Origin of the sequence: Labilibaculum sp. K2S, assembly GCF_030372765.1 — a bacterium.
Classification (GTDB): Bacteria; Bacteroidota; Bacteroidia; order Bacteroidales; family Marinifilaceae; genus Labilibaculum.
On the sequence record NZ_JAUCMW010000024.1, the window covers coordinates 38,911 to 59,381 of the forward strand.

At 36.9% G+C, this 20,471-nt stretch carries 10 protein-coding genes; 4 read left to right on the plus strand and 6 right to left on the minus strand.

Translation table 11 applies throughout. From position 1 onward, the window contains the following. Window positions 1-33 precede the first annotated feature (33 nt). The 3 genes from QUH73_RS18430 to rocD all read left to right on the plus strand — a co-directional run bounded on the left by QUH73_RS18430 (window position 34) and on the right by rocD (window position 5,148). A complete protein-coding gene (locus QUH73_RS18430) occupies window positions 34-2,073 on the plus strand; it encodes a vWA domain-containing protein (protein ID WP_289531910.1) in 2,040 nt (679 codons plus the stop codon). A 95-nt stretch (window positions 2,074-2,168) separates the two neighbouring features. Continuing rightward, window positions 2,169-3,689 carry a hybrid sensor histidine kinase/response regulator gene (locus QUH73_RS18435; protein ID WP_289531911.1) on the plus strand — a complete coding sequence of 507 codons (1,521 nt, stop codon included), beginning with the start codon at window positions 2,169-2,171 and terminating at the stop codon, window positions 3,687-3,689. 226 nt (window positions 3,690-3,915) lie between these two features. Continuing rightward, entirely contained in the window at window positions 3,916-5,148 is a 1,233-nt protein-coding gene (gene rocD / locus QUH73_RS18440; RefSeq protein ID WP_289531912.1) for an ornithine--oxo-acid transaminase, read from the plus strand. A gap of 132 nt (window positions 5,149-5,280) precedes the next feature. Here rocD and QUH73_RS18445 read toward each other — a convergent pair whose 3' ends face one another. From QUH73_RS18445 to QUH73_RS18470, 6 genes are all read right to left on the minus strand, one after another. Continuing rightward, window positions 5,281-12,114 carry a hemoblobin-interacting domain-containing protein gene (locus tag QUH73_RS18445; RefSeq protein ID WP_289531913.1) on the minus strand — a complete coding sequence of 2,278 codons (6,834 nt, stop codon included), beginning with the start codon at window positions 12,112-12,114 and terminating at the stop codon, window positions 5,281-5,283. Window positions 12,115-12,387: 273 nt separating this feature from the next. Next, window positions 12,388-14,328, minus strand: a complete 1,941-nt coding sequence (locus tag QUH73_RS18450) for a LysM peptidoglycan-binding domain-containing protein (protein WP_289531914.1) — start codon at window positions 14,326-14,328, stop codon at window positions 12,388-12,390. Window positions 14,329-14,510: 182 nt separating this feature from the next. Further along, complete coding sequence (locus tag QUH73_RS18455; RefSeq protein WP_289531915.1) at window positions 14,511-14,966, minus strand: ferritin-like domain-containing protein; 456 nt, start codon at window positions 14,964-14,966, stop codon at window positions 14,511-14,513. A 182-nt stretch (window positions 14,967-15,148) separates the two neighbouring features. Continuing rightward, a complete protein-coding gene (locus QUH73_RS18460; protein ID WP_289531916.1) occupies window positions 15,149-15,607 on the minus strand; it encodes a ferritin-like domain-containing protein in 459 nt (152 codons plus the stop codon). 12 nt (window positions 15,608-15,619) lie between these two features. Continuing rightward, window positions 15,620-17,122: an NADPH-dependent glutamate synthase gene (gene gltA / locus QUH73_RS18465; RefSeq protein WP_289531917.1), complete on the minus strand. Its 1,503-nt coding sequence runs from the start codon at window positions 17,120-17,122 to the stop codon at window positions 15,620-15,622. A gap of 23 nt (window positions 17,123-17,145) precedes the next feature. Further along, the gene (locus QUH73_RS18470) at window positions 17,146-17,964 is read right to left on the minus strand and encodes a sulfide/dihydroorotate dehydrogenase-like FAD/NAD-binding protein (protein WP_289531918.1); all 819 of its coding nucleotides are present in this window, start codon (window positions 17,962-17,964) and stop codon (window positions 17,146-17,148) included. Between the two features lie 593 nt (window positions 17,965-18,557). Between QUH73_RS18470 and QUH73_RS18475 the strand changes: the two genes are divergently transcribed. Then, entirely contained in the window at window positions 18,558-19,304 is a 747-nt protein-coding gene (locus QUH73_RS18475; protein ID WP_124994236.1) for a hypothetical protein, read from the plus strand. The last annotated feature ends 1,167 nt before the right edge of the window (window positions 19,305-20,471 follow it).

The window sequence follows — 20,471 nt, forward strand, 5'->3', positions numbered from 1 at the left end:
AATTTAGTGTAACAATAAAAACAAAGCTTAAATATGTTTCATTTTTTACATCCCGAGGTTCTTTGGGCTCTATTAGCCCTCCTACTTCCTATTATTATACATCTTTTTAATTTCAAGAGATTTAAGAAAATATATTTCAGCAATTTAAAGTTTCTTAAAAACCTGAACATTGAAAATAAGCGCCGGTCGAAAGTGAAAAAATGGTTGCTTCTCCTGCTTAGACTTCTTGCCTTGGCCTGCATCATTATTGCCTTTTCACAACCTTACATACCCAACGAAAACAATCAAGATAAGGGTTCGCATCAAAACGAATACTTTACGATTTATATCGACAATTCATTTAGTATGAATGCCGAAACAGAAAGTGGTAATGCTTTAGAGGCGGCAAAAAATAAAGCTATCGAATTAATTAACAGCTACCCCAACTATTCTAAAATTAGAATTTACAGTAATAATTTTTTTCCCTTCACTTCAAATTTAAACAAGCAGCAAGCGATAGCCAGGGTTATGGACATAAACCCTTCGCCAATCCCCGTTTTACTTTCAGAACAAATTAAAAAGATACAAATTAATAATGCCGGTAATAATTACAACCTCTATGTGTTCTCCGATTTTCAAAAAGCGCAAAGCGATGTTGAAAACATCAAAATTGACAGTACAAATTCAATCACTTTCCTACCTCTTTTGGTACAGCGATCAAACAATTTACTAATTGATTCCTGTTGGTTTGACAAACCTTATCATCAAATTAAACAAAGTCAGGAACTCTTTATCAGAGTTGTAAATACTTCGAATCAAAACTATCAAAAAATACCCATTAAACTAAGCATCAACGACAGTACAAAATCCGTTTCCAGTTTTGATATCAATAGAAATTCAAAGAAAATTATCAGCCTGAAATACGTAAATCACAAATCAGGAATTTATCAGGGAATGGTTGAAATTAGTGACTTTCCTATCACCTACGACAACAAATTCTATTTCTCATATTCAATTAATGATAAGATTCAAATCGTATCTATAAATCAGAATGGCTCCAATAAATATCTGAACAAATTATTTTCTGGCACAGAAACATTTGAATTTAAAAACCATGACAAACCCAGTATTTTCAATGAAAATCCGGATGATTATCAACTGCTTATTTTAAATGAAATTCAAGAAATGGAAAGTGGTTTCAGTCAAACCATCAAAAATTACCTGTCTAACGGAGGGCATGTCTTATTTATTCCAAGCAGTGAACCTGATCAGTCGGTAAATGTATTTCTTGATGAAATTTTGGCTCCTCAATTACTACAAATTGATTCAAGCAGACAAAAGCTGTCAATCATTGAAATAAACTCTGAACTTTACCAAAATGTATTCAAAGAGATTAAGACTGATGCAAGACTACCGGATATTTACAAGCATTACAAATTAGGGCAGTCAAAAAATAATTTATCAGAAAATATTTGGAGAACGCAGGCCGGAGACGATCTATTACTAAAAATAAAATATGGAAACGGTCATTTCTATCAGCTTACCATGCAGTTAAACCCAGAATGGACCAATTTAATTACACATCCAATTTTCGTACCAACATTTATTAATTTAACCCGTTACAGTGGTAATAATCATTCCTTGTACTATACTTTGGGCAACAAGACACCTATCAGAATCATTGAGCATAACTTATCCAACGAATCGTTTCATATCATCAACAAAAAGAATCAGACAGATATCATCCCTGATCAAGAAAATAACTTTGATAAAGGAACGCTTCTCTACACACGTGGGCAAATAACTCAAGCCGAAAACTATTTGATATCCAGAAATGATTCAATTCTTTATTCCTGCTCTTTTAACTACTCAAGAATAGAATCAGATCCCGAATATTTCACACTTGATGAGTTAACATCACAAATAAAATCACAATTATTACCCATTTCTATTAATTCTCCTGAAAAAATGAAACTATCTGACATTTATAACGAACAAAGAAATGGAAAACAGTATTGGAAATATTTTGTTCTGCTTTGTATTCTGCTTCTTGTTTCAGAAAGTTTGTTGCATCGAATAAATTCTTCACAATAACCATAACCTTGCAAATAAAAACAACGTAACATACAACTATAAAACACAATATCAACACAAACACCTACATAATTACAAAAATTAATCGATTCGGCATGAAACTTGATACTTCCACACAAATAAGGCAATTAGAAAAAATTCATCGGATTGCAGGTATTGGCTATTGGATTTACACTTACAACTCAAATGAAATGTGGTGGTCAAACATCACCTATTCTATTTTAGGGTACGATACACAAAGCTTTACACCTAACAGACAAAATTTAATTAAACACATCCATCCTGAAGATCTCGAATTCTTTTTGGTCTCGCTGCAACAAATGGCAAAGCAAGCAATAGAGATTGAATTTCGGTTTTTTAAAAATGGAGAACTAAGACTTGGTAAAATAACCGGAGAAGTATATAATGACAACCTGGAAGGACTGATAGAAGAAGTTCTTTTCCAAGACATTACCGAAATTAAAATAAAAGAGTATGAAATTGCAAAAGCCTGGAACAAAGCTCTTGATGCCGAAAATCTGAAAAATTCTTTTTTGGCAAATATGAGCCATGAGTTAAGAACACCACTAAACTCGATAATTGGTTTTTCTGAGCTATTGGAAACGAGCAGTGAAAAGGACAACGTTAGTAAATTTGCAACCGCAATAAAAACATCAGGCATACAACTGCTGCGTATTATTGAAGACCTATTAAAAGTATCGATGCTTGAAAGTCGTGTCTCAAAGCCAATTAAAAGAAATTTTCATCTTAACCAAATGCTTTTGGATATAAAAGACAACAGCCAAAGTCTACTAAAAGAAAACAACAAAGAACATATTGACCTAATTTTTAATTTTGATCTTGATTCTACAAACGATGTGATAAAGTCAGATCAGATAAAAATCAGAAGTATCTTTAAAAACCTAATACATAACGCAATAAAATTCACAGAAACAGGTAGCATAACGTGCTCCTACAAAATAATAAAAGACACAATTCATTTTTCAGTTACCGATACCGGCGTTGGCATTCCTTCCAAATATGAAAATCGAGTATTTAAACGATTCAGACAAGTTGATGAATCAGGACAAAAATATTATGGAGGCACTGGTTTAGGCATGTATATTTCACGACTGGAACTGGAATTACTTGGCGGAAAGATATGGTTTGTTTCTGAAAATAATTTAGGAACAACAATTAACTTCACAATTCCAAACATCTTAACATCTGAAAATCAGTTCGAAGAAGAGCACTCTCAAGAGTCTTACAACTGGGAAAACTACACCGTTATTATTGCCGAAGATCAAACCACCAACTTTAAAATCCTTGAAGCCTATCTTCAAAGAACAAACATTAATATTCTATGGGCGAAAAACGGACAGGAGGTAATTAATGCGTGCCTGCAAAATCCTGAGATAAACATTGTATTAATGGACATTAACCTACCACAAATCAATGGATTAGAGGCCACTGCAATCATCAAAGAAAAAAGACCTAACCTAATTGTTATTGCACAAACAGCGTACGCACTTGTTGGGGACAAAGAAAAATCAATTCAAGCTGGCTGTTCCGACCACTTACCAAAACCGATTAAAAAAGGCGATTTACTGGAATCAATGGCAAAATTCCTCCCATAAATCAAACAGACTGTTTTCGTTGGGAGAGTGGTTCGAACTCCTAATCATAAAATTAGATACGTTTTAATAAATGACCTTATGATAAAAGTCTTCTTTCAAATTAATTTTATTGGAAAGATTAAAAAACACCTCAAAAGTATTGGTTTATAAAAAAATAATTGCAAATTTGGCATACTGGATTATAAGAACTTAATCCAAACAAACAAATCTTTTAAACATTGTAATTATGACAAATGCAACAACATCCATGACTGCGAAAGATTACATGGAGAAGGAATCCAAATTTGGTGCTCACAACTATCATCCACTTCCAGTAGTTCTTGAACGTGGAGAAGGTGTATATGTTTGGGACACTGACGGAAAAAGATATTTTGATTTTTTGTCTGCATATTCTGCCGTTAATCAAGGTCACTGTCATCCAAAGATTGTGAACGCTTTAATTGAACAAGCTCAAAAACTGACTCTTACCTCTCGTGCTTTTTACAGCAACAACTTAGGTAAATACGAAGAATTTGTAACTAAATATTTTGGATACGACAAGGTATTACCAATGAATTCCGGTGCCGAAGCCGACGAAACTGCACTTAAATTAGTACGTCGCTGGGGGTATGATGTAAAAGGCATTCCAGAGAATGAAGCAAAAATTATTGTATGCGACGGAAACTTCCACGGACGTACAATTACTATAATTTCAATGTCGACCGATCCGGATTCATACAAAGGCTTTGGACCTTTCACTCCAGGTTTTGTCGTAATTCCCTACAACGACATTGAAGCTCTTGAAAAAGAATTGAAAGATCCAAATGTATGTGCATTCCTTGTTGAACCAATTCAAGGCGAAGCTGGAGTTTACGTTCCTGAGGATGGTTTCTTGAAAAAAGCATCAGATCTTTGTAAAGCAAATAATGTACTATTCGTTGCCGATGAAGTTCAAACCGGTATTGCAAGAACAGGTAAATTATTAGCGGTTGATCATGAAGGTGTTCGTCCTGATGTATTGATTCTTGGAAAAGCAATTTCAGGTGGTGTTGTACCGGTATCTGCTGTATTAGCTGATGATGAAATCATGCTTTGCATTAAACCAGGTGAGCACGGTTCTACATTTGGAGGAAACCCAATCGCTTGCGCTGTAGCAATGACCGCTTTAACTGTTGTTAAAGAAGAAAAATTAGCTGAAAACGCCGAGGCAATGGGTAAAATCTTCCGTGAAGAACTACAGGCGGTTAAATCGGATATGATTGAGCTTGTACGAGGAAAAGGATTGCTAAATGCTGTAGTAATTAAACCTAAAGATGGAAAAACTGCCTGGGATGTTTGCATGCGTTTACGCGATAACGGAATGCTTGCAAAACCAACTCATGGTCATATTATCCGTTTTGCGCCTCCATTGACAATTAACGAAGAACAATTGAGAGAAGCTATTGATATCATTAAGAAAACAATGGCTGAATTCGAATAAACAATTTGATCTATTCTTTCTATACTTTAGTCCGATTACCGGAGTAGTAGAGCTCCGATTGCTGGAGTAGTAAAGGTCCTATTATTAGACTTAAAAAAACGGGCTTTCCAAATTGGAAAGCCCGTTTCTATTTTATTGAATAATCAGTTTCGTTCGTACAACTTTATCAGGATACTGAATGGTTAAAAAATATATCCCTCCGGTCAAGTTTTTCAGATCGAAAGCAATTCTATTGCTCCAAAGGCCATTTTCTACATTTCGCGTGGCAACCAGTTTTCCTGCCTGATCGAATATTCTCAAAATACCATCCTGATCCGAATTTGAGAGCTCGACAAAAAATTCCCCCCGACTTGGATTTGGGTAAACCACCACCCCGGTTTCTGCTATTAAATCTTCAATGCCTGTTGTAATAAACACCTGCTGTGATTTTTTACTGTCAGGACATGCATCGTTCGAAGCCGTTAAGCTAACCACATACCCCGATCCATTTACATTATCCAAAACAAACGAATGGCTTGGCTCAAATTCACTGCTAATGATTCCATCGCCAAAATTCCAAACTATATTTGTTGCATTTACACTTAAGTTTGTAAAATCAACCCGATTGTAATCAATCTCGAATGTAAAATCGGCTAAAGGTGGCTCAATTGGACTCACACTTACAGAATTAGAGTATTGAGTTGTAAAACCATCTTTCGAAACCATTGCTCTGTATCTGGCATTCTGAACCACTTCATCGGATATAAAAATTTCCGAATTTTCACCATCTACATCTTCATAAATATCATTCAACTCATCATACTTTTGCCATTGAATAACACCATCAAAACCAACAAGGGTAATACTCGAACTGGCACCATAACAAACTAATTCAGGGTTTGCTTTGGCTTCGCCTGCCCTATTGACCTGCGGTTCTGGAATTGTAAACGACTGAGATAATTTAGGAATTATTCCTGTTCCTTCAAACTCCAGACGAGCTCCTTCCACCTCCCTTTCACTTGTTGCAGTTAAATCTGTATACTTAACCATACCATCAACCGCAATCTGAGTAAAAGTTCCTGCCAATGACCAATCTCCATCGTCACCTTTTTTAACAGCTATAGGTGTTTCATTATCGGAATCACAATTATTTCGAAACTGATCCTGTAACTTAAGCTGTGGTTGTCTGAGCAATACCTCTCCATTTTTGAGGGGAGCAGATGGCTCTTTATCAATTACCAAATATTTCGATTTCCCGTGATGTATGGTTTGTTCAAACCGGACAGTATCATAGTTACCCGAATAAATATACATCGAATCAACTCCTGATTTTTGAAGGATAGAAGTCACGCTTGGATCGAACGTAATTTTTCCTGGCTCAGAGATATCGTAATTCCCCTCCAAACTTCTTATTCCGTATCGAATATCAAAAATTAGCGATCTCCATGTTTCATTATCCGTAAATTCTACAAAGAAACTTTCATCAACGTCAGCATCAACAGCTCCCACAATAACCGGCGGAGGTGGAATTACAATATCGAAACTATCGGAAACAACATTCGGCAATGCATCGGAAGTAAACAGCAAACGCGCTCCTTCTACCCTATTTTCACTGGTTGCAGTCAAATTCAGATAACTTACCAAACCTCCAACTGAAGTTATGGTCTTAACGCCTCCTAAATCCCACAAATCAACCACATCGGCTTCCGAACCATCGGAATATTTAGAAGCTGAAATTTGAGTTGCATTGTCTTTTTCACAATTGTTTTTATACTGATCCTTCAATTGAAGTTTGGGTTGCTGTGCGAGAGTATCTCCATTATTTTCGGGACCAATAGGTTGATCAACAATTACCATCTCCGTGGATATTCCATGTCCAATTTCTTGCTCAACCAATGCATTTGCATATCCATTGGCAACAATTATGATTGTATCAGTTCTTGCAATCTGTAATATCGAATCCTTATCTGGATAGAAAGTAATGCCTCCGACTTCGATCAAGTAAGAAGTATCAACTAAAGTTTCACCTGCAAATGATATTGCTGATATTGAATCCCGCCAACTGGCATTGTCACTTGCCTGTATTGTGAATTCATTGTCCACTGTCACATTTAATGCTGTAGTCAGCTCAATAACCGGAACAGGAATCTTAAACAAAGCAGAAATTACCGTGTCTTTATCAAATGAAAACTGAAGGTAAGCTGAGTCGATTGCAATTTCACTTGTCGCAGTTAAATCAGTAAAACTAACTATACCACTTACCGATTGAGCTTGAAGAGTTCCTGATAAAGTCCAGGCTTTCTGATCGTATTTAACCACATTTACCTGCGTAAGATTATCTCTGGTACAGTCATTCAAGTATTGATCACTTAATTTTAAAACAGGTTGCTGAGATAATAATTCACCATTATTAGCAGGATCTGATGGCTGGCTTGTGATCTGTAAACTATCCGCTATACCGTGATTAATCTCCTGTTGAACTGTATCGTGAGCAAACCCACGGGACTGCACAATAATCTGGAATGATCCGCTTTTTTGCAGAAACTCCGATTCAGAAGGAATCAACTCCAACTCTCCGGCCTGACTTGTGTTATAACTTGCTGCACTCAAGACACTGTCATTAACAGTCACCACATTAATACGGCTCCTCCAAACAGAATCCTCAGTAAAAGTAATTTTAAACGGATTATCAACAATTGCACCAATTGCAGCGCCTAGAACCGGAGAACTACTAATATCCGGAATATCAAAAGATGCAGAGATAACTGCAGTTAAATCCACAGAAGTAAATTTCAATTCCGCACCACTTACCGGAGCCGTGCTATATGCCGACAAATCAGTAAATGTAACAATTCCATCTGTGGCTATTTGCTCAACAGTCCCAGCTAAGTTCCATTCTCCGGTGTCATTCCTTTCAACTACAATACTCTTTTGAATTTCGGAAGTGCAGACATTTGCATATTGATCTAAAAATTGTAAAACAGGTTGTTGATCAAGAACATCTCCATTTGTTAGCGGAGCCAATGGCTGTTGAGTTATCTCCATACTTGCAACTACTCCGTGACCAACCTCTTGTTCCACTACTACATTAGTATAACCCAAAGAATGGATAACAATATTGAATGTTCCTGCTTTCTGAAGCAATACTTCTTGTGAAATATGAAAAGTAATTGATTCCGCAGCTATCGTATAAGCCGAAGAAGGAAGTGTATCTCCATCGTAAGTGATGGTCGTGATACTATTTTTCCATGTATTATCAACGGCAAAAAAGTTTAATGTAAAATCGGCATCAACAGTTACAAGAAATGCAGGATTAATGCTAGGCGGATTTAATAATTCAACAATATCAAACGAATCAGAGTTCACTGAAGCAACTCCTGCACCGGAAAATTTCAGAAAAGCTCCGGTAATTGCAGTCTCACTTGAAGCACTTAAATCACTGTAAGTAAGCACACCCGACGAAATAGTTTGAGTTAAAGTTCCTCCCAAAGTCCAGGTCTGTGCATCTCCATTTGCGACAGAAATCTCAAATGTACTGTTGCTTGAACAACTATTGTTGTATTGATCACGCAACGACACTCTTGGCTGTGTGTCTAAATTACCACCATTCACTAATGGAGCAGTTGGCTGCCTGTCAATAAAAATAGTATCCGGAATGCCATGTTTAATTTCCTGATTGACTGCTGCATTTTGATATCCTCTTGAATAAACTAAAATTTCTTTCGTTCCAGTTACCTGCAATTCAGTACTTTTTGAAGGATCAAAAACAATTTTCCCTGCTTGACTTTTGTCGTAAACATCAGTTGCCAGCAAGTTTCCTCCGTAAGAAATTGAATCAATTTCGCCCTGCCAAGCGGCATTTTCCGAGAAGGTAACATCAAACAATGAATCAACAGTTGCAGTTGTTGAAGCAATAAGAGGAGGAGCAATAAGAGGTGCTGGAATAATAAATGTCTCAGACTCCTGGCTTGTTAGTCCTATGCCAGAAAAAGTGATTGTTGCATCAGTTACCAGATCTGTACTTCTGGCGGTCAAATCGGTAAAATCAACAATCCCATTAGTTACCATTAACGAAGTAGTTCCCTCTACTACCCAGCTTCCTCCTGTTGCATTTGTATTAATTGTTTGTACACTATTCGTAGTACAATCATTTAAATATTGATCTTGTATTTTAACTCCTGGTTGAGTTTGCAGTAAACCAGCATTACTCACAGGTTGTTGTGGCTGAGTGGTTATTGTAATAGATGTTGCTGCACCATGTCCTATTGCCTGCATAACAGAATCTTTCAGGAATGATGTAGAAGTAATAAAAATATATTCGCTGGCTGCAGTCTGCAAAACAGCTGACTCAGCTGGCTTAAATGTTATTACTCCTGCTGTTGAAGTATCGTATGCTCCGGCAGGCAACACTTGAGTTCCGTATCTAATTTCAGTAACCTGACTTCTCCAGTCCACATTATCAGTAAAAGTAATATCAAAGTTTGAATCAACGGTAACACCACTTGCCGCGGTTAATACCGGTGAAGCACTTAAATCGGGAATGTTAAAAGTGTTTGAATTTACGGTTGCTAATCCTACTGTTGAAAAAGCAATAAAAGCACCTGTAACAGCCGCATTACTAGATGCTGTTAAATCAGTAAAACTAGCTGAGCCATTAGTAACTTTTTTCACCAATGTACCTCCTAGTGTCCAAGCATTAGCGTCTCCTTTTGCTGCTGTAATTTCAATTGTATTTTCACTCGTGCAATCATTAGCATACTGATCCTTAAGCGTTATTACAGGTTGATTTGCTAACAAAGCTCCATTCTCAACAGGAGCCGTTGGCTGTAAAACAATTGCCATATCAGTAGCTACACCATGTTTAATTTCTTGAGATACGCCGGCATCTTCATATCCAAGCGCATAAACTATCATATCGGCTGTTCCTGCTGCTTGTAGGTCCGAATCTAAGGCAGGATCAAAAATAATCTTACCCGATTGAGTTTTATCATAAGCACTTGCTGCTATTAAATTCCCATTGTACTTAATCGAATCAATGGAAAGCTGCCAAGTTGCATTTGCCACAAAACTAATTTCGAAACTTGCATCCACTGTTGCTGTTGAAGAAGCAAGCAGTGTTGGTGATGAATCCAAAGAGGGAATTGTAAACGCAGCAGATACAGCATCTGTTAAAATACCTGATGAAAAAGTAATGCTGGCTGTAGTCAGTTCAACACTACTACTTGCCGTTAAATCTGTATAAGTAAATACTCCTGAACCGGCAGTTAATCCCGTTGTTCCGCCCAATGTCCAGGTTCCACCGCTGGTTGTTTCAGAAATAGTACTTGTATTGTCTGTAGTACAAATATTTGCGTATTGATCTCGTAATTGAACTACTGGCTGGGTAGTAAGCTGACCTCCATTACCGGAAGGGCCAACTGGCTGTGTAAACATGAAAAGTTCATCAGCAACGCCATGCCCAAGTACCTGACTTAAAGTATCATTAGCAAATCCACTGGAGATTACAATGATTTCTTTTGTGCCTGCAGTTTGTAATATATTTGATTCAACAGGCTTAAAAATAATTCGAGTCGCGTTCGTAGCATCATAGGTTGCTGCCGGAATAGAATTGCCATCAAATGTAATATCAGTTATACTTCCCCTCCATGTTGCATCATCTGTAAAAGTGATCTGAAATTCTCCATCAACAGTAGCATTATTTGCTGCAGAAAGAGCAGGTGAAGCGTTTACAGGAATATCGAAAGTTGCAGAATTAACATCAGCAAAACTTCCAGATGAAAAAGTTAAATAAGCTCCAATAACCGGTGCATCACTCGTAGCAGACAAATCAGTATATGTAAATGATCCTCCCACTAAAGTATGATTGGGTGAGCCACCTAATGACCAGTTTCCAGCATCACCCTTCACAACAGATATTGCTGTTGCATTATCTGTTGTGCATGAATTAAGATATTGATCCTGACTAATAACAACTGGTTGCTGCACCAATAAACCACCATTGTTTGTTGGTGCTGTTGGTTCAACATTCACTTTAATTGATGTAGGTACACCATGACCGATCGTTTGTGATAAAGTTGCATTTGAGAATCCTGCAGCAATAAAATCGAAATCTTGTGTTCCTGCAATTTGCAAAGCCGTTGATAAGGATGGATCAAATATTATTTGTCCACTTGTTAGTTTATTGTAAGCCGAAGCATCTATCTCAATACCACCATAGCTAATACTACTGATTTTACTTTGCCAACTGTTTTCATCAACAAAAGTTACAGTAAATGCTCCATCAACGGTCACACTTGTAGCTGCTGTTAATACAGGAGGTGAATTTAATCCCAGGTCGAATGTTGCCGAACCTACTCCTGTTAAACCAGATGCTGTAAAAGAAATATAAGCTCCTGTAACTACAACATTACTGCCGGCAGATAAGTCAGTGTAATTTAATACTCCAGACGCAACAGTGCCCGTTGGAGTTCCACCCAAAGTCCAGTTAACAGGATCATTTTCACCAGCAGTAATGGAAACAGTGCTATTCGAAGTACAGATGTTACTGTATTGATCCTGAATTGCAACTACAGGCTGTATTGTAAATGGACTTCCATTCACACCGGATGGCACAGGTTCAGTTTGTACAACAATTTTGGTTGCTGCACCATGTCCTATATTTTGTGTTATACTCGCGGGACTGTAGGTATCAACAAAAATTTCCAAGCTGGCAGATACAGCAGTTTGCAATGAGGGATCTGCCGAAGGTGTAAAAACAATTTTATTTGTTGTTGAATTTATAGAATATGCACTTGCAGAAATGATTGCTCCATTAAATCGAATCGAATCAATACTTGATTCCCAGCTTGGGTCATCTGAATATGAAATTTCAAAAACAGCATCAACGGTTGCTCCTGTTGCTGCCGTAAGTGTTGGCGGTGTAGTTTGAGCTTGTACAATAATAACTGAGATAACCCATAGGAATCCCAAGAGTAGATATTTTTTCATGATTACAGGACTTTAGATAACTAACACTTAGTTAGAACCAAAGCACGTACCACAACCTGTAACAAGCTCACATACTGCCTAATACACTAAGACTAAAGATTCTCACACATCTACGATATTGGATAAAAGCTTGAACAAATAAAAAAAAGTCAATAAATACACGACCTTTCTCCCTATTAAAAAAGGACATCCTATTGTGGATGATTTCTCCGTATTCGGATAAAAAAAAGCCGAATCACTTTGATTCGGCTCCCAATTATAAATTTAATTACCTTATTCTGATTCGTTAAAAGTATTTTGAGATTTAGGAATGGAATGTCTTATCTTAAAATCCCGCGAATAATTTACAACCTGCACACCTTGATTTTCAAGTCCTCCAAACGCATTCACTCTTTTAAAATGATAATTTGATTGCAATAAATCCAATTTCAATTCATTCAAATGATCAGGAAAACTATGCCCATACCGACTTACAGCCTTGGAAAAGTATCGACACAAATCAAATGCTCTAAAACTAAAATCATTCGGTTCACATGTAAATTTTTCTCTAAAATCCGAAACAAACAAATCAACTTTAGCCTCCTTATAATCAATATTATATGGTGTTATTACACTTAGGTTTAAATTATAGAACAGCTCAGCATCCAAACTGTTAAATCGTTGCCACACAGGAAAACCAATTAAGCGAATATCAAAGCGTTGACTTAAAACATTTAAATTTGAGATAATATTTTCAACATATGGCTGTTTGGTAGAAGGTACAAGAATTACATTTTCGCATGTATCACTCAGCATACGTTCAATTCCAAAAAGTCCGTATTCATCAAATGAAATCTTTTTATAAGTCATATCACCATTTTCCCAGTATTTTCCTTTTTCAAACATATTTCTTTCTATGTCTGTAACCAGCTGAAATTCATTCAAATGTTCATAACGGTCAGGATGAACAACAACTAAATTCCTCGTATCCAAATCGAAACAAACATAGTCGGATATTTTTCCACAAATCGACTGGATAGAGGTATTCATTTGAATCACGAACGGATTCGTTGTGAGCTCTGAATTCTTTAGCGAAAGAGGTGAAATAATAGGAATTCTTCTTCTTTGGGCAAAATCTGCCACAATCGAGAATGTATTTTGATAAACCGGGCCTATCATGAAATCCAAATCAGTATATTGCAATCCAGCAATAATTCGTTGAACACGTTCAGGATTTTTTTCTGTATCAAAAACATGAAGATCTACCGATAAACCTTCTTTTTGAAGAGAATCTACAGCCAAAAGAACACCTTGATAAAAACGAATAAAATCATGAGATTTGCTGTATAAAATCCGTGGATTTCTCTCCGTAACAATTTCAATAGTATCCTTATAGGAAATACTTCTATTTATGGAATCATTCGCATCCAAATACAAAGGTAAAAACAATGCTATCCGTATTTTATTCTGACTTATAGGTTTTAAATCGACATTAGTAACAACTGTATCTACAACCTGATATTTTTTTACGATTGTATCCTTTTGCACTTCCTTCTCCACAAAATATTCCAGAGGAACCAAATATCGAGGAATCCGAACCCAATCGCCAATCTTTAAAGCTGTACTTTTAAGTTTCGGATTTAACTTTTTGAATTTTCGCAGATTCATAAAAAACTGACGGGATATAGAAGATTCTGTATCCCCTTGCTTTATCACATAATAGTAATAATTCTTATCGTGTTTAGGAACTGTATTTAGCTGTGGCTTTTTAATGATCTTAGGAACTTTAATAATTGTACCCAAACGTAAGCTGTCCCCCATATCTGGATTTGAAGCCTTTATTAAAGCCATATCAACAGCATATTTTTTATACAAAGAAAATAATGTGTCTCCCTTTTTTACAATATGATAAAAGAATTTATCATCTTCCTTTTTCACTAAAACAGGAGAAAGAGCAGTTTCTGAATCTACAACCGGAATTCTTAAAACCTCACCAACATTAACTGTTGCTTCCGTTTTTCGATTTACCTGCAAAATAACAGCAAGGTCAACACCATATGCCCTACTAATAGAAAATAAGGTTTGCTTTTCTTTTACAAGATGCAAAAAACAGGTTTGCCCACCTACAACAACCTTATTATTAGACAACTCAACATTTACAGTTTGAGCTTTCGTAAAATTTACTGCTCCAACAAGGAGACATATCAGAAGGATACTTCGAAAAAAATAATGCATTAATTATCTGTATTTCAAACATTTATAGTTCACTAGCAATAACTAACAAAAATACTAAAGTCCGCTTGGAAAACAAAATATCTACAATAATTGAACCGTAAAAAAGCAAAATCGAAATTCTTCGCCTGAATTTCGATTTTATCTTACGTCAAAATAACAATTTCTCACTACTGTTTTTTGAATCAATTCTCGACTAAAATATGTTCGTCATACTCTATTTCAAATCTTAATTTTTGTCGCGCCTCATCATTAGCCAAAGCCAAAAAAGTTTCTTTGCATTCCTCATTAACAGCACTCTCCGCCATATTTAAATAAAATTTAAATTTTGCCTTTTCTTTTTTCATTGCAATAATCAGTGCGTCCTGATAGGTCAAATCATTTTTGGTGTGATCTGCATCCTCAAGATTACCAGTAATTTTCATGTCCTTAATTTCATCCAGGTTCAATTCCGGTTTTGCATCCTTCATCTTCTCCAGTCGAAGCATTCTGGCTGTTTTCTCTAAAGCAATATCCCAAAAAAGACCTTTCACATGTTTCCTGTCCATTCGACTTGCAACCTCTGAGTAAAACTCAATTTCATCCATCTCTTTATCGATTGCATAATCAATAATTTCCTCAAATGTCCTAAAAATTTTCATTCTTTACACTTTGTTAATTTATAATCCTTTACGAATCAAAAACCAATTTTAAATTGGTGCATTTTTTTTTTTCAGCTTGACTACATAAGGTACAAAATAGTAACAATCAATACAAAAGAATTTTCAAGCAAAAAAAAGAGTCTTGATTTCTCAAGACTCTTTTTAGTATATCAATTACAATTCTAATTCTCTGTTAAAATATTATTATCGTATTCCACTTCAAAACGAAGTTTGTGTTTTGCTTCTTCCTGAGCAAGCATAAGAAATAATTTTTTCGACGGTTCATCTGTGGCGGCTGAAGCAAGATCATTATACAATCTAAAAGCGATTTTCTCCTTTTTCATGGCCAGAATTAACGCTTCCTGATAAGTAATATTTGCCTTATCAACATCTACATCCAGTAAATAATCGGCAATTTTTAAATCGGCAATTTTAGCCTCCGAAACCTGATATTTTTTCCCATTCTTAATGGCTTCCAATTTAGTTCGATGACCGATTTCTTCCAAAGCATATTGCTCAAAAGTATCCTTCATCTCCTGATGTTTCATTTTACCGGCAAGTTCGGTATAAAAATCAGCCGCCATTTGCTCTTCATTAATGGCAAAATCTAAAATATCTTCAAGTGAATTAAACTCTTTCATTTTTTCTAATTTTTAGTGTTCCACTTTATTGGATAAATATTTTTCCTGCAAATAGATATTCATATTTTTAGCCGCTTTTCTACCATCTCCCATTGCAAGAATAACAGTAGCACCACCGCGAACAATATCTCCACCTGCAAATACTTCAGGAATTGACGATTGCATTTTATCTTTTACAACTTCAATAGTTCCCCATTTCGAAACCTCTAATCCTTCCACCGAATTTGGAATCAACGGATTCGGAGAAACTCCTACAGCAACCACAACTACAGTTGCATCAATCGTATATTCAGAACCTTCCATTGGAATTGGTCTTCTTCTGCCCGATGCATCAGGCTCGCCCAATTCCATTTTCTGAACCTTGATTTGCTTTACACGACTCTTTTCGTCAGCAATGTATTCAATTGGGTTCGTTAAGGTAAGAAATTCGATTCCCTCCTGTTTTGCATGATGAACTTCCTCAGCACGGGCTGGCATTTCTTCTTCAGAACGACGGTAAACAATAATTGCTCTTTCAGCACCTAATCGTTTTGCTGTACGAACCGAATCCATAGCCGTATTACCACCACCAACAACTACCACATTTTTACCCCTTAATATTGGTGTATCCGATTCTTCCGAATCGGCTCCCATCAAATTTACACGGGTTAAATACTCATTTGATGACATAATTCCGTTCGAATTTTCACCCGGAATATTCATAAACCGAGGTAAACCAGCACCACTACCTACATAAAATGCTTTATATCCTTCTGCTCTTAAATCATCTAAACTTGCAGTTTGGCCTACAATATAGTTGGTGATAAATTTCACACCCATTCGGCGTAAATTCTCAATTTCTACATCAACAACAGCATTTGGTAAACGGAATTCAGGAATACCATACTTTAAAACACCACCAATTTCGTGTAGTGCCTCAAAAACTGTTACATCGTAACCAGATTTAGCCATATCGCCGGCAAAAGACAAACCTGATGGTCCGGAACCGATAACTGCAACTTTAACACCATTTGATTCTGCCAATTCAGGAACAGAAATTACACCGGATTCTCTTTCAAAATCTGCAGCAAAACGTTCCAAATGACCAATTGCAACAGAAGGCAGGTTTAATTTCTGAACATAAAAACACTTCTGCTCACATTGTACTTCCTGTGGGCAAACACGACCACAAACTGCTGGCAAAGCACTTGTTTCTTTTAAAACAGATGCCGCTTCCAAAATGTTTCCGCGTTCAATATTTTTAATGAATTTAGGAATATTGATACTAACAGGGCATCCTTCCATACAAGTTGGATTTACGCAATCCATACAACGTGTTGCCTCTAACATTGCCTGCTTTTTAGTCAGACCTATATTCACCTCAACACGCTGAGATTTAATTCGTTCTTCAGGAGCCATTTCTGTCATCTCCACCCTTTCAACCGCCATACGGTCTTTGGCTTTTGTCAGCTTTTGGAGTTCGACTCTCCACTCTTGTTTACGTTCGTTTTTTATATATTCTTCAGACCTTTCCATTGTCCTGTTTTGTCTTTAGTTGATTAATTTTGAAAATGATCCATTTTGTCATTTTCTTCTTCCTTGTAACCGCCTAATCTCGACATCATTTCGTCAAAATCAATTTTATGCGCATCAAACTCAGGCCCATCCACGCAAGTGAACTTGGTTTTACCATCAACGGTAACCCTGCATGCTCCGCACATACCGGTTCCGTCAACCATAATACTATTCAAACTCGCCATGGTAGGAATTTCATATTTCTTGGTCAGCAAGGAACAGAATTTCATCATAATGGCAGGACCAATGGTGATGCACTCATCCACTTTTTCACGCTTAATCACCTCTTCCATACCTTCAGTAACCAAACCTTTTCTTCCATGCGATCCGTCGTCAGTCATCACGATAAGCTCATCGGAATGTTTGCGCATTTCGTCTTCCAGAATCAAAAGATCTTTTGATCTTGCTGCAATAACAGTAATGACACGATTACCCGCTTTTTTATATCCTTCAACAATTGGAAGCAGTGGTGCAACACCAACACCGCCGCCGCAGCAAAGCACAGTACCAACCTTATGTATTTCGGTTGGTTTACCCAGCGGGCCAACCAAATCGGTTACATATTCACCAACTTCAAGATTACACAACTTAGTAGACGACACGCCCATTTTCTGAACGATAATGGTAATTGTTCCCTTTGCAATATCAGCGCCGGCAATGGTTAAAGGGATACGTTCCCCTTTTTCACCTACCCGTACAATTACAAAATTACCTGGTTTTCGGGCCTTAGCAATTAAAGGTGCCTCAACCACAATTTTCACTACTTTTTCTGAAAAATTCTCTTTTTCAACTATCTTGTTCATTACTTTTCTTAAATAAATGAATGAATAAAATGCTAAACAACTGCAATACCACAACTCAAACAATCTGATTCGCAATCGATTCCATGCTGATACTACAGCACATATTTACAATTCAAAAGTATAAAGAAGTAAGATTCCAGCCTAGCCAAACACATATAAATTAGCTTGGTAAAACACTTTAGATTCAATATAAATAGGTGATGTGCTCACTTGTTAGATGTTCATATCATTACTAATAAATTTCCTTTTCGATTCGTTAATTTAAGAATCCACCCGTATTGTAAATTTTCATCTAATATCATGTTGGATAGACATTTCCAATATATTCCCTTAAAAAAGAAAAATACCCGGGACACTTAGATGAACATATTTTCGGATACTGAGGCAAAGCCCGATGCAGTAAATCTGAAAATGAATAAATATTATTGATTATACAAAGAATCTTAATTTTTTACATAACTTCAACACTTATTTATTAGTTGATGGCTAATAAATGATCATTTTACATTGATTAGGATGTAGAAAATTAATAAAGATAAACGTGAAGAGTGATTTGTGATGTAGGATTTATAAACACTTTAAAATCTAGACGTATGTCAGATCAAAAAGACTTATTAGATCTCTTACCAGAGATAAAAGCTGTTCCTAAAGAACAGATTAAACAATGCGATATGCCGGTGGGGATTTATTTGCATGAATGTGAAAAACTGCATACACGTGCAAGTGCCGATTTGCCACAACTAACTGCTGTAGGCATGACTGCCGAACTGCTGGCAAAATTATTGCCTTACACGGGTGCTTTGCGAACTGCTGAAAGTAACTGGGCAGAGCTAAACACCATACGCGAAGAAAACAAGGAAGCCTGGAAGGCTGAATGGCCTGCTTTTCTTGAATTCCGTACCGATTTAATTGAGAATATGGATTTTGCTTACCGTAACAACGAGGCTTTATTAAAAAAATTGGCGGTAATTAAACAAGGTGACTCTCATGCTGATGCTATTCAGGATATGGCAAACCTTTCGGTATTAGGAAAAGCAAATTTAGCGCCGCTTGAGGCTATTTATTATGATATAACCTTAATTGATAAGGCCGCTGAAGACGCTGACAGAATGAGTGGTCTGCTTGGAGCCGTTAACGGTCATATGTATGTGGATGATGAAATTAAGGTGATTCGCGATCAGGCTTTTACATTAACAAAGCAAGTGGTGGATGAAATTCGTAAGTACGGTCGTTTTGTATTTCGTAAAGATCCCGATCACGCAAAATCTTATTCGAGCAAATACAGCAGAGATAAGAGCAGTGCTTACAGAAAAAAGCTGGCTGAACAAGCTCAGGAATAAAACCTGATAGTACAATCAAGAAAAGAGAAGCTCATCACTTCTCTTTTTTTTGTGCTCTGATCTCAAATTCTTTGTGCCGATTGTTTCTTTACCTGTTCCGTTCGCTGTTTGATTGATTCCGTTTACAGCCCTCCCCCTTCAGTTCGCTGCCTGGCCTCATCCGTGCGTTGTTTCACCTGCTCCGTTCGCAACTTGAGTTGTTCCGTTACCGAACGGAAAGGGGTCCGCACCGAACGGAGCATCTCACCCCGCGCACGGAGACACTAAACTTGCGAACGGAAAGAGTCCCGATGCGAACGGTAAACCATCCATGCCGAACGGAGATGGTCAATTTACGAGCGGAACAGATGCAGTGCGTGATTGTATTGCTTTTTCCTCCTTTTTTGGGAGAAGAGGTCGTTTACATATTCCTAATTGTCATGAAGAAAATACCCCAAACCCCTAAAGGGGCTTATTGGTAGCATTTATTAAGGTCCCCTTCAGGGAAATGGAGCAAAGCGGAATTCGACGAAGTCCATTAGGGGTAGGAAAAATGAAGATTTTATTGATCCCGAATTCGGGAACAAAAAAAGGGAGACCCTCAATTTCTAATTCCATCATGCTCTGACTATTGGCGAGCTGTAAATGTCAGGGTATGACTAGGATTCGTTTAATCTTCAGTTTGTGTTTTAAACCGGACAGCGTCGAAGACCTGTCGGCGTTTACTTATTGTAGTAACAGAGAATAAGTAAACGCTGTCGGGTGCAAGCACGCCGACAGGTTTTTCAAATCCAAGCTTTGTTGTTTGAGATTACTTCAATCGCTTGGGCTCCTTCGTAATGACAGCGATTGAGAGCCTCAAAAAAGAGTGAGACTCTCAAAATATTGAAGGTCATGCTCTGGCTATAGGCAAGCTGTAAATGTCAGGCTATGACTAGGATTCGTTTAATCTTCAGTTTGTGTTTTAAACCGGACAGCGTCGAAGACCTGTCGGCGTTTACTTATTGTAGTAACAGAGAATAAGTAAACGCTGTCGGGTGCAAGCACGCCGACAGGTTGTTTAAATTTAATAAGGCTGGTGAATTCAAAATTCCTTCGTAGAGAAAACCCGACAATATCCCAACCTACATTTGGCGTTTCCTCTAGTCGAAACTGAAAATAAGTAAACGTAAGATTTTCTGTTATCTT